The sequence below is a fragment of the Sorangium sp. So ce176 genome (assembly GCF_051519835.1).
In the GTDB taxonomy this organism is placed as follows: domain Bacteria; phylum Myxococcota_A; class Polyangia; order Polyangiales; family Polyangiaceae; genus Sorangium; species Sorangium cellulosum_G.
Map to the genome: position 1 here is coordinate 3281421 of NZ_CP150371.1, position 12430 is coordinate 3293850.

At 67.5% G+C, this 12430-nt stretch carries 7 protein-coding genes; 3 read left to right on the top strand and 4 right to left on the bottom strand.

All coding sequences use genetic code 11. The features are described from left to right. Positions 1-24: 24 nt before the first annotated feature. Complete coding sequence (locus WMF42_RS12545) at positions 25-900, bottom strand: DUF3540 domain-containing protein (protein WP_061606027.1); 876 nt, start codon at positions 898-900, stop codon at positions 25-27. Further along, positions 897-2834, bottom strand: coding sequence for a pentapeptide repeat-containing protein (locus WMF42_RS12550; RefSeq protein WP_437692050.1), 1938 nt, complete (start codon positions 2832-2834; stop codon positions 897-899). Before WMF42_RS12550 ends, WMF42_RS12545 begins: the two co-directional genes overlap by 4 nt. Before the next feature lie 130 nt (positions 2835-2964). Between WMF42_RS12550 and WMF42_RS12555 the strand changes: the two genes are divergently transcribed. After that, positions 2965-4677, top strand: a complete 1713-nt coding sequence (locus WMF42_RS12555) for a hypothetical protein (protein ID WP_437692052.1) — start codon at positions 2965-2967, stop codon at positions 4675-4677. A 126-nt stretch (positions 4678-4803) separates the two neighbouring features. On the opposite strand, the gene tssI is transcribed toward WMF42_RS12555, so the two are convergent. Together tssI and WMF42_RS12565 are read right to left on the bottom strand one after the other, a co-directional pair. Continuing rightward, positions 4804-7770: a type VI secretion system tip protein TssI/VgrG gene (tssI, locus tag WMF42_RS12560; protein ID WP_437692054.1), complete on the bottom strand. Its 2967-nt coding sequence runs from the start codon at positions 7768-7770 to the stop codon at positions 4804-4806. Between the two features lie 149 nt (positions 7771-7919). Then, positions 7920-8417 (bottom strand): sigma factor-like helix-turn-helix DNA-binding protein, encoded by a 498-nt coding sequence (locus WMF42_RS12565; protein ID WP_437692056.1) that lies wholly within the window; start codon positions 8415-8417, stop codon positions 7920-7922. A gap of 149 nt (positions 8418-8566) precedes the next feature. Between WMF42_RS12565 and WMF42_RS12570 the strand changes: the two genes are divergently transcribed. Together WMF42_RS12570 and WMF42_RS12575 are read left to right on the top strand one after the other, a co-directional pair. Beyond that, positions 8567-10336, top strand: a complete 1770-nt coding sequence (locus tag WMF42_RS12570) for a hypothetical protein (RefSeq protein WP_437692058.1) — start codon at positions 8567-8569, stop codon at positions 10334-10336. 313 nt (positions 10337-10649) lie between these two features. Further along, on the top strand, positions 10650-12425 hold the full coding sequence (locus WMF42_RS12575) for a hypothetical protein (RefSeq protein ID WP_437692060.1): 1776 nt from the start codon (positions 10650-10652) through the stop codon (positions 12423-12425). Positions 12426-12430 lie beyond the last annotated feature (5 nt).

Here is a 12430-nt window from a genome sequence, read left to right on the forward strand (position 1 = left end):
GGGACCCTCCACGGACACGCTGGCTCATCCGAGCAGGACGCGCTCGCCGTCGATCGATGTCTCCTTCTTCGAGACCATCGATGTCCGCTCGCTGACGAGCTGATACGCCTCGCGGATGAGCGAGCGCGCGCGCCTCGCCCGGATCTGGAGGAGCCCGTCGACGTCGCGGTACGCGTCCTTGGCCCGCTCGATCAGCCGCTCGGCCTGGATCTCCATCCGGCCGGCGGTGGCGGCGATGTGCGCGGCGGTCGTCGCGATCCGCTCGGCGAGCACGGTCGCCTCGGTCGCGTGGAGCGACGCCCGCTCCGAGGTGACGTCGACAGCCGCCGCGGCCACGCGCACGGCCGCCCGCTCGACGACGAGCCCCGGCTCGCCGCCCTCGCCGGCCTCGCTCGCCACGCGCCGCCCCGCCCGGTGCCGGACATCGCGCCTGGCGCGGAGCTCGACGTCGGTGGCCGCCTCCACGACGACCTTCCCCCGCGGCGCCGCCAGCGTCAGGTCCCCCGCGGGGGCGGCGACGCGCGCCGCGCCCGTCGCGGCGTCGTAGGTGACGGCGATGGCCCCCGACGCATCCCGGATCGCGATCGTGCTCCCCTCGGCCGACGCCGTGGCCCCCTCGGCCGTCTGGAGGACGGGCCCCCGGGCGGCGAGGAGGACGCCTACGATGTAAAAATCTGATGTGGTTGCGTGTTTCGAGACGAGCACCCTGTCGCCTGGGGTGGGCTGGTAGCCGGGGAGGGCGAGGCGCGCGCGGGCGGTGGCGCCCTCGACGCCGGGGGCGCCGGGCCTGACGACGCGCACGACGGCGCGCGCGGCGTCGTCCATGTCGACGAGGGTGGCCTCGAGCACGCCTCCCGGGGAGGGCTCGTGTTCCATGGCGACAGCGTCGTTCGCGTTCATGGGGTCTCCGTCCGGAAGTCTTCCGCGCGGGCGCGGTCAGGGTCGGTGTTCTTCGCGTTGCGGGTGCGCGCCCCGACGAGCTCGGCGTCATCGAGCTTCGCGCGGTGCAGGTCGGCGCCCTCGAGGTTGGCGTTCATGAGGTGGGCGCGCTCGAGGCGCGCGTGCGAGAGATCGGCCAGCGAGAGATCGGCGTTCGCCATCACCGCATCGCGCAGGTCCGCGCCCGGGAGCCTGGCCGCGCTGAGCCTGGTTTCGCGCAGGTGGGCGCGGCGCAGCAGGGCCTCGTCGAGCGCGGCGTCCGAGAGGTCGGCGCGGGAGAGGTCGGCGCCGTCGAGGATCGCTCTCTTGAGGTTCGCGGAGGGGGCCTGTAGGCCTGTGAGCTTCGCGCCCTTCATATCGGCGCCCTCGAGGTTGACCTGAGCGGCCTCGACCGAGGTGAGGTTGGCGCCGCGGAGGTTCGCGCCCGACAGCGTGGCGTTCGTCAGGACGCAGCCGCGGAGATCGACGCCCTCGCCGTTCGCGTCGCAGAGGAGCGATTGCTCGATCACGGCGCCTGAGAGCTGCATGGTGCGGAGATCGGCGCCGGAGAGATCCGCCGCGAAGAGGCGTGTCCGGCGGATGTCTGCTCCGGTGATCGAGGCGGTGGACAGGGAGGCTTCGGAGAGATCGGCGTCGGAGAGGTCGGCGTCGGTGAGGTCGACGTCGGCGAGCTGCGCCCCGCGGAAGGCGGCGCCGCGGAGCTTCGCGCCGGCGAGGCAGGCGCCGGAGAGGTCGGCGTCGGAGAGGTCGGCGCCCGCGAGCACGGCGCCGCGCAGGTCGGCCTCGGCGAGGTCGGCGCCGGTCAGGTTCACGCCGGCCCACGAGAGGCCGGTGAGCGCGGCCTTGCCGAGGGAAACGCCCGCGAGGTCGAGGCCGCGCAGGTCGACGCCCGCGAGGCGGACGCCCTCGAGGGAGCAGCCCTCGAGCTTCGCGCCGGCGAGGGAGGCCTCGTCGAGGGTGGCGCCGGCGAGGTTGGCGTTGCGGAGATCGGCGCCGTCGAGGGAGGCGCCGGTGAGGTCCGCCGCGGCGAGGGAGGCGCCGCGGGCTCGCCAGCGCTGGAGCTGGGCGCCGCGGAGCGAGGAGCCGTCGAGGACGAGCCCGTCGCAGGTAGCGCCGGAGAGGTCGGCCTGGGCGAGGTCGCACCCGATGAGGCGGGCGCCCTCGAGGGCGGTGCGGCGGAGGTCGGCCGCGGTGAGGCGGGAGGCTTCGAGAGAGGCGCCGGCGAGGGAGGCCGGGGGGCCCGAGGCGGAGAAGTCGAGTCCGGTGGCGGTGGCGCGGAGGAGATCGGCGCCGCCGAGGAGGAGGCCAGTCGTCGTGGCGGCGCGGAGGTCGATGTCGCGGAGCGAGGCGCCGGTGAGGTCGGCGGAGGAGAGGTCGGCGCCGTCGACGGCGGCGCGGTCGAGGCGGGCGCCCTGGGCGTCGCAGCCCTGGAGGCGCGCGCCGGAGAGCACGGCGTCGAGGAGCTCGGCCTTGTGGAGGCGGGCGGCGCGGAGATCGGCTCTCTCGAGGAGCGCGCCGGAGAGCTTGGCGCCGGTGAGGTCGACCTGGTGGAGCGAGGTGTTGGTGAGGACGGCGTCGCGGAGATCGGCGCCTGCGAGGCGGCAGGCCTCGCAGGGAGGGCCGCCGAGGAGGGCGTCGGTGAGGTCGGCGTCGGTGAGGTCGGCGCCCTCGAGGTTCACGTTGCGGAAGATGACGCCGGAGAGGGTGGCGCCGGTGAGGTTGGCGCCGCGGAGATCGACGTCGCGCCAGAGGGCCTTGGAGAGATCGGCGCCGCGGAGATCGATGCCCGGGGCGACGGCGCCCGAGATGTGGCTGCCGGCGAGCTCGTCGCGCTCGCTCTTCTGCAAGAGCTCGGCAGGGCTCATGCGCGATCCATCGTTGCTCTCGGCGGGCATGATCGCGGCGAGGCTAGGCTATCGCGCGGCGGGTGTCACTGAGGTAGCGTGCGACCTGGCATGCTTTCGTCGGCGCTGCCGGGGAGGCGCTGTGGCCGAGGGCGGGATGGCGGGGGAGGGGAGGACAGGGATGATCAGCGTTGCGGTCAAGGTCGAGACGGAGTGCGGCACCTGCCGGATGCCGATGCCGGTCAACACGCTGGCGCGCGAGGTGGGTTGCCCGAGCTGCGGCAGGCCGACGCCGGTGGATGGGGATGTCTGGCAGGCGCTGCTGCGCGATCCGGTCTACGAGGGGCCGAGGATGCTCCGGAACGAGGGGAGGCGGAGCTCGGCGGGCAAGATCTCGGCGGACTACACGCGGCGGGGGCCGAGCTGCCATGGCTGCGAGAAGGAGATATCCGTCGCGAGCATTCAGGAGGTGCGGGATCAGGCCATGCTCCGGTGCGAGCGGTGCGCCAAGCAGACCTGGGTGCGCAGGGTGCCTGCGGAGCTCGCGGAGGTGCTGCCGAACATCACGCACCTGGTCGGCGAGGACCCGGACCCGCTCGCCGGGGCGCCCGCGGCGGGGGCCCAGGCGGCGACGTTCCCGTGCCCGCAGTGTGGCTCGCCGGTGGCCTTCGACGGCGTGAACCGGGCGTGCACCTGCCGGTTCTGCAGCGCGAGCGTGCATGTGCCGGACGAGTTCGTGTACCGGGGGCGAAGGAAGGTGGCGGCGAGCTGGTTTCTCTGTTTCGAACCGTCGATCGCCGATAACGCCCCCGCCCCGCAGGCGGTCTCGGCGGGGCTGTTCGACTGGGACGAGCCGCCTCTGGCGACCGTCGACGCGGAGGGCAACCTTTATTGCGCAGCGAGGCAGCTGTACTGGGTGCCCGTCGAGGGTGATTTACCGAAACAAAAGGGCGACAACGTCCTTTGGTCCATCGATCCGTCGCTGAACATCCGCTGGCTTCACCGCGGCCGGTCGAGGGCCGCCCACCTAGCGCTCTCCCCGAGCGGTATGCTCCTCGTTACAGACCTGGGTAGGTCGTCCCGGCCCTGGCTCTCCTCCAGGACCGGTTTGCCTGTCGAGGGAGCCGACGGGACGGTGAAGGAGATCCATTGCGATCTTCTCAGACGCGACGTGCTGGCCTGCGATCGCGATGGAACGCTGCTGATCTTGCAAGGAGGCGTCCTTCGGCGCATCTCTCCGAGCGGCGCGGACGTGCCCGCAGGGCCTGGCGGCGATGCAGGGGGCGCGCTCCGCGCCGAGAATCTGGCGGGGCTCACTAACATCTATTGTGGTCCGGACGGCTCGACCTACCTTATGTACCGAGACGAGCTCGTCCGTCTGGACCCCGATGGGGAGAAGAAATACAAGGTGACGCTCTCCGCCGAGGCTTCAGACGTTCAGTTTAGCACACTCGGTGCCGATCTCGGCGTAAACGCCTACGTCCTCCGGAGCGGGCAGATCCTGCGGATCAGCGCGACGGGCGAACAGCGCGTCATCTTGAGCTCGGGGCGAGACAGGCTTCCTTGGCGTCAGATGAGTATCGCTGTGTGTCCGGAGGGGGCGCTCTGGCTGTTCGGCAAAAACGGGGCTGCCTGGAAGTTTGATGGAAACGGCGTTATGGTCTTCGCGAGCGAGAAGGAGGCCAGGCCAAAAAAGTTAACATCCAACGATGTTTACGAACGGCAGCAGGCTGACGTCAAGGCGAAGATTCTCGCCGAGCATGAGAAGGAGCGTGTAAGGCTCTTCAACGAACATGCGCACGTGCTGCATAGGCAGCAGCGACCTGGACGGATCGCTGCTTTGATATTTCTTGCGTTCGTCGTGCTGGTTGTGATCGCTGTATTCCGATTGTAGCTCGGTGCCGATGTGGGCGGAGCATCCGAGGAAGAGAGGAGTTCAGAGTCTGTGTCGCGGTAAGGCGCACGGGAGCGTGACGCCTGCGAAAGGTGACCGAGGGTCTCGGGTCACATTCGTCTAATTCTAACCCAAATCGATTCGGCTGCCGTTTACCGTGACCTTCGAAGAGGAGCATTGGACATTAGATGATCCCTTCGATAACTTCGCGGCGCCGCCGGTGAGGGTGCACCTCGACGCTCCCTTCTTGATCTCGACTGTGCCGCCGGTGACTTGGAGGCCATCTCCGTCCGAACCGACGGAAACATTGCCAGACTGGGCGCTCATTCCCCATCCGCTGCCCTTGACTTCGACTGAAGTTCTTCCGTTGATTTTGGCTTGAGCGCTTGCGATAACTTCAATGTTGCTCGCCGACTGTTGAAGATCTGCTGACGTCTTTATGGTAGTGTTACCGCTTGCTTGGATCTGGATCTTGCCATTGGCTCTGATCTTGCCGTTGCCTTTCGCGGTGGCGGCGAACGACGAGGCTGTTGTGAGGCTCATGAAGCCCCCACTAGAAATGTTGGTCGGTCCGCTGCTTCTCGACTTGTAACCGGTCGAGCGGAGCTTGATGGCGCCTTCCGAGAGGAGGTCAATGACGCCTTTGGCTGTGATGAGCGCAGCGGCGCCGGCACCGATAGATACGATACCCGGTGATTTTACGTGTGCCGTCGCACCACCAGCAACGACAGCGGTCGTCGCGGAGGATAGCGCTGCGGATGTTGCTCCACCGACGAAAGCGTTGACCTTGCCCATCAGGACGGCCGAGGTATCCCCACCACCTAGAAAATACGGTGGGGCGATGGGTGGTATCACGGCAGGAACACGAGCGACCGCGGCGAATCCGTTGGCTGCGCCTATCATGCCCGTTGCAATGCCAACCTGTGCGGCGCTCATCGCTTTGGCTGCTTTCTTGGTTGCGCTGCTCAAGAGCTCGGTTGCTGCCTTGTAACCCTCGTAGAGTCCTTTTGCGCCGCTGCTTAGGCCGGTGGCCATGTCGAGCCCGGCTGCGGCATATTTTCGAGTTTGCTCTTCTTCGGCGATCTTCTTTGTTAGATCCTCGGACTTCTTCTTTGCAGCGTTGTATGCCTCGGTGGCTTTGTTTGCCTCTGCGTATTCGGGCTGTTGTGCCTCCCACTCTTGTTTGGTCATCGCCCTGGGGACGCCGTAACGGTCAAACAGCATGGGAGGGTCGAGTTCCGAGTAGGGGGCTTTGGCCTGCGCCGCAGCGAGCACTCTCTTCATGTGCTCCTCCGCAACGACGACATCCTGGTTCGCTTCCGTCTGTTGTGCGGCATCCCACTTCTTTGGGATATCAAGCGCGCTCTTTGCGATTCCTAGGACATCATCGACGAGCTTTTGGCCTGTCTTGAAGCTTAGTGCCTTCGAGAACGATTCTGCGGCGCTGGCATATTGCACGATACTTGATGACGCCACGACCGACGCGATGTCGGTGAGTGTCGTGGCTACTGATGTGAGCGTGCTCACGCCCGCGTTCGCCACCGTCGTATAGGCCTCCGTGGTCGTGATCGCGGCGCCCGCCTCCGGGGTGTTCGGTGACCCAAGCTGGAACGTCGCTCCGCCGAACGGCGTCGACAGCTTGATCCGCTCTTCGCCGTCGTTGTCGTCGATGTTGATCTCGTTCCCGCCCCCCGTTCGGATCACGTTCCGCCGCGCGTTCTTCGCGTCGACGGTGCTCGGCGTCTGCGGGTTCGGCACCGCGCCGGCGATGATCGGCCGGTCCGGGTCGCCGTCGATGAAGGTCAGGATCACCTCGACCCCGCTGCGCAGCGGGAAGTGGAACCCGTACCCCGCACCCGCGTGGGGCTGGGCCATGCGGATCAGCCGTGAGGCCTTGCCGTCCTTGGCGCTGCTCGTGTCGAACAGGAAGCGCACGCGGTAGCGGCCGCTCTCGTCGACCTCGGCGTACTGGCCCTTCTCCGCGGCGTCGATCACGCCCGTGATGACGCCGTGCACCTTCGGCTTCGGCGTGACCCGCGGCGGCCGGTAGGTGGTCGCATACGGTATCGCCCTGAACTCGTTCTGGTAAGCGCGCTCCTCGCCCGTCCCGGCGTTGAGCGTCGCCTGCTGCAGCCGGTGGCGCACCTCGACGAGGAGCAGCTCGATGTCGCCGCGCGGGTGCCCCTCGAGCGTGAGCTTCGCCCCGGCGCCGAGCACCTGCACGTCGCTCGCCCCCTCGAACACCCTGCGGCCGGCGCGCAGCTCCTCGGCGCGGATCACCGCGATGCGCTCGCCCTCGTCGGGCGTCTTGAAGTGCGCGCCGTACTCGACGATATCGCCGCCGGACGCCTCCGAGACCGTGGCCGCGGCCATCAGGGGCACGTGCGGCGTGCGGTAGTTGTAGTCCTTCACCACATAACGGTTGGGTACCGTACGCGTCGTGCCCTCCAGCCGGTAAACGCCGATCCGATCGCCGCGCGGATAGAAATGCGCACGCCCGTCCCCGGCGACCGGCTGAAAGCCGCTGTTCGCGTCGGAGAAGACGACGACATCGCGGCCGTCGCGGTGCTCGAAGAAGAACGAGATGCCGAGGTGCTCGGCGAGGCGCGAGACGAAGTGGAGATCCGTCTCCTTGTACTGGACCACGTACTCGCGCGGCGGATAGGTCGACACCAGGCGGAGCTCGAAGTCGTCGCCCTCGTGAAGCCCAGCGCGCTCGAGCTTCTTCTTGATGACCTCCGGGACCGAGAGATCCATGAAGATCTCCGACGTCTCCGTGAGCGTCAGCCGGAACGCGCGCGGCACGAACGTGAGCGTATAGGCCATGTGCAACGTCTCGGTGTGGAGCGCGTCGCGCACCACGGAGATGACGCCGCAGATGCGCCGCTCCTCGCGGTCGCCCCTCAAGAACACCAGCGCAGCGGGCTCGGCGAGGAGGGCCTCCTCGTCGAGCCCTTCAGGGGTCTTGCACACCACGTGGAGCTGGAACTCGAACGGCTGCGAGATGACCTCGCGGCCGGTGAGGTCGTGGAGCTCGACCGCGTCGGCCGAGAAAGCACGTGATTCCAGGCGAGCAGAGAGGATGTCCTTCATGAGCGTCCTTCCGGTGAAGAAGCGCTACGATCGCCCGCCCGCGAGGACTTGTTCAAGCAGTTCGTGCAGCGGAGCGCGGCGGCGCTCGACGCTCCGTACCGCTCGCAGCGCCTCGCGCCGCCGCGCTCGACGCCGAGCGCGGCCGTCCCTCAGCCCTCCAGCGGCACCTCGAGCGCGTGCCGCCGCGGCAGCGTCCGGATCTCGCTCAGCGCGTTCTCCTCGATCTGCCGGACCCGCTCTCGGCTCACCGAGAACATCCCCCCGATCTCGGCGGGCGTGTGCGTCTGCTCGCCGTCGAGCCCGAAGCGCAGGCGGAGCACCTCGCGCTCGCGCGGCGTCAGCGACTCGAACAGCGAGCGAACCTGCGATGGGGGGATGCGCCGGTGAGTACGCTGCGCAGGTCGGCGCCTGCGAGGCGGCAGGCCTCGCCGGAAGAGCCGCCGAGGAGGGGGGCTGCGGAGGTAACGCCGGAGAGGGGGGCGCCGGCGAGGTTCGTGCGCGCATATCGACGGCGCGCTGGAGGGCCTGGGAGAGATCGGCGCCGCGGAGATCGATGCCGGGGGCGATGGCGCCCGAGATGTGGCTGCCGGCGAGCTCGCCGCGCTGGGTCCTCTGCCAGAGCGCGGTGCGGGTCGGGGCTGATCCATGGTTGCGCTCCGCGGGCATGGTTCGGTCGTGGCTGGGCTATCGCGCCGCGGACGTCACCAAGGTAGCGTGCCTCCAGGCGCGCCTCCGCGGGAGCTGCCGGGGAGGGGCCTGGGTTGAGAGCGAGAAAGCCTGAGGTTAGAGGGAAGATATGCTCAGCGTCGCGGTGAAGATTGAGACGGCGTGCGGCACCTGCCGGATGCCGATCCCGGTCAACACGCTGGCCGGCCGGGTGAGCTGCCCGACCTGCGGTAGGCCGACGTCGATCGCCAACGACCTCTGGCAGGCGCTGCTTCGTGAGCCGCTCTACAACGGGCCGCGCTTGCTCCCGAAGGAGGTGCGACGCAGCTCTGCTGGCAAGCTCTCTGTCGCGCACATCCGGCGGGCGCCCTCCTGTCAGGGCTGCGAAAAGGAGCTCCCGGCCGCCAGCATAGGAGAGGTGCTGGACCAGGCGATGCTCCGCTGCGATCGCTGCGCGGTGCAGACATGGGTCCGGGCGGTCCCCACTGAGCTGGCAGGAGCGCTCCCGAACATCACGCACCTCGTCGGCGAGGCGCCGACCCGGCTTGCTGGCGCTCCTGCGCCGCAGGCCGAGCCGGCGACGTTTCCGTGCCCGCAGTGTGGCTCGCCCATCGCATTCGACGGTGTGAGTCGAGCGTGCACGTGCCGCTTCTGCGGTGCGAGCGTGCACATCCCAGACGAGTTCGTCTACCGGGGACAGCGAAAGGTGGTGGCGCACTGGTACCTTTGCTTTCATCCGTCCGTCACCGTGCGCGCTCCCGCCGCCGAGGCTGTGGCCGCAGGCCTGTTCGACTGGGAAGAGCTGCCGGAGGCCGCCGTCGACGCAGCGGGGAACCTCTACTGCGCAGCCACGCAGTCGCGCTGGTTCTTTGATGAAAACGGACGACTGCAGCAAAAGATCGACCATGTTCTGTGGTCGTTGGACCCGTCGCTGAGCATCCGATGGCTCCAGCGCGATCGACCCGAGCCGGTGCGCTTCCTGGGCTGCGTGAAGGACATGCTCGTCGTGCTTGGCGCCGGAAGCTCGCTGCCGCTCCGGCTCTCTTCGACGACGGGCAATCCCGTCGAGGACGCAAGCTTTGCGGCGCCGAGCATCGAGCTCGCCGAGATCGAACATCGCCTCCTGGCCTGCTCTCCCGATGGCTCGCTGTTGTTCCAGAAGGATGGAAAGCTCCGGCGGGTGGCGCCGAGTGGAGCGGAGATGCCCGTATGGCCAAACAGCGCTCCGCGGAACGAGGCCGACGATGAACCCCCGTGGAGTCTGAAATCAATCGCTGATTGTCCGGTGGCCGTGCCCTCCTCGCTCACTGGAATGCACTTCGGTCCAGATGGCTCGCTCTATTTGCAGGAGGCGGATATGGTCGCCCGCTTCGATGCGATCGGGCGCAAGGTTTACTGTGTGGAGCTGGGTAATAATTCCGCGGATCGAAGATCTCTCTCGGTCGGCGCCGATCTCGACGGCCGTGTTTATGTCATTCGCAGCGATCGACTCGTGCGGGTTGGGGCGGCGGGCGGGCAGAACGTCCTCCTGCTCGTGGAGCGCGACGCGCTTCCTCGCGCGAAGATGACCATTGCGGCATGCCCAGATGGGTCGTTCTGGCTATTCGGTGAGAAGGGGCTCGCCTGGAAGTTCGCGCCCGGAGGCAGGCTGCTCTTCGCAAGCGAAGAGGAGCCCAGGCCGAAGAACCCAACCGTGGACGAGGTCGTCCAGCAGCACGTGGAGAGCACTATGGAGATGCTCAAGGTGCGGGGCCAGGCGGAAGTCGAGAATATGCAGAGAGTCTACCGCGAGGTATCGCGGCGGGAAAATGTCCGGGAGAGCCGAATCGGTGCAGTGTCCTGGATTCTCGGGCTCGTGTTCATTGTTGCGTTGGTGATAGCAATGGAATTGCGGTGTTGAGTAAAGTCATTATCCGAGCTCGATTCGGCGTCCCCTCAGCTTCACGGCCCCCCGCGGAGGTCGATGCCGGGCGCGACCGCGCCGAGAGGTGGCTGCCGGCGAGCTCGCCGCGCTCGCTCCTCTGCAAAAGCTTCTGCAGGAGCTCGGCAGCACTCGGGGCTGATCCATCGCTACGGTCCGCGGCCATGGTTCGGGTGAGGCTAGGCTATCGCGCTGCGGGGTCATTGAGGTGGCGTGCGCGCAGGCATGCTTTCGCCAGGGTGTCGGGAGATGCCGCGGTGATGGCGTGGGAGCGGGAGAGGTGAGGAGAGCGATGATCAGCATTGCGGTGAGGGTCGAGACGGAGTGCGGCGCGTGCCGGATGCCGATGCCGGTCAACACGCTGGCCGGCGAGGTGGGGTGCCCGAGCTGCGGTAGGCCGACGGCGATTGGCGTCGATGTCTGGCAGGCGCTGTTCCGCGATCCGGTTTATGAGGGGCCGAGAATGCTCCGGAACGAGGGGCGGCGAGGCGGGGCCGGCAGGCCGTGGATCACCTACACACGGCTGGGTCCCGCCTGTCATGGGTGCGAGAAGGAGATCTCTGTCGCGCGGATCCGAGAGGTGCGAGACCAGGCCATGCTCCGCTGCGACCGCTGCGCCGAGCAGACCTGGGTGCGAGAGGTTCCCGCGGAGCTCGCAGGAGTACTCCCGAACATTGTGCACCTCGTAGGCGAAGATCCCGACCCTCTGACCGCGGCGCCCGTTGCTGCCGAAGCGGCGACGTTCCCATGCCCGCAGTGCGGCTCGCCTGTGCCGTTCGACGGCGTGACGCGAACGTATGTGTGCCGATTCTGCAGCGCAAGCGTGCATGTGCCGGACGACTTCATCTACCGGGGGACAAGAAAGCTGGCGGTGAACTGGTTCCTGTGTTTTCATCCGTCGGTCGTAGACCAAGCGCCGGTTGCGCAGGCCGTCTCTGCGGGCCTTTTTGACTGGGACAGTCCGCCCGACGCTGCCGTCGATGCCGACGGCAACCTCTACTGCGCGGCCAGGCAGTCGCACTGGGTTCCCGATCATCATGGATCAAGGCAGCGGTTCGACGACGTCGTGTGGTCCATCGATCCTTCACTGAGCGTCCGCTGGCTACAGCGCGGCGGCTCCAGGGCTGTGCGCCTTGTGCTCTCCCCGAAGGACGTACTCCTCGTGACACAACGGGGCAGAGCAAACCGGCACTGGCTCTCCTCCGCGACCGGCAGGCCCGTCGAGGGACTGGGCGGTACCGTACAGCAGAACGACGGCGAACTCCTGGACTGCGATGATCTGACCTGCGACCGCGATGGCTCCCTGCTGGTCCTGAAGGACAGCACGCTGCGCCGGATCGCACCGAACGGAGTTGAACTGGACGTGTGGTTCGATGGCCCGCCTGGCACCAATGTCGACGACGCCAGGTCGTGTCCCGGCGAGCCCCTCGGTGTCGCGGTGGACATGTCCGCCGTGGGCATGCGCGTTCATCGTGGGCCGGACGGGTCGATCTTCTTCATGGGTTCACGTGAGATAGCCCGCTTTGACGCCAGCGGGCGAGAGATCTATGGCGTGGCGCTCATCTGCAGCGAGATGAATAGCCTGTATCGCAATCTCGGCGCCGACCTTCACGGCAATGCCTATGTCCTATGCACCGATCGTCTCTTGCGAATCAGTCCGGAGGGCGCGCAGAGCGTTGTCCTGACGAAGACGCGCGATAAGTTGCCACGCTCGGAGATGAGCCTCGCCGTCTGTCCGGATGGGTCGTTCTGGCTGTTCGGCACGAAGGGCGCTGCCTGGAAGCTCGGCGCTGACGGCGCGCTGCTGTTCGCCAGCGACAATGAGCCACGACCCAGGAAGTGGACGATGGCGGAAGTGTCTCGGTGGGCCTCCCAACAACGGTTCCAGCAGTCCATGGCAGAGTCAATCACCCGGATGCAAGAATCTGGTCTGGTGCAGGAGGACCGAGAGGCGGCGGAGCGCAGGAAGAAGGGTATTGTCGTGCTCATCATCCTGGGCATCGGACTGGGTGTCCTGTTCGGTCTGGCGGAGCTCCTGTCCGCTGTGAGGCGCGTGCCGTCGCCATAAGCATG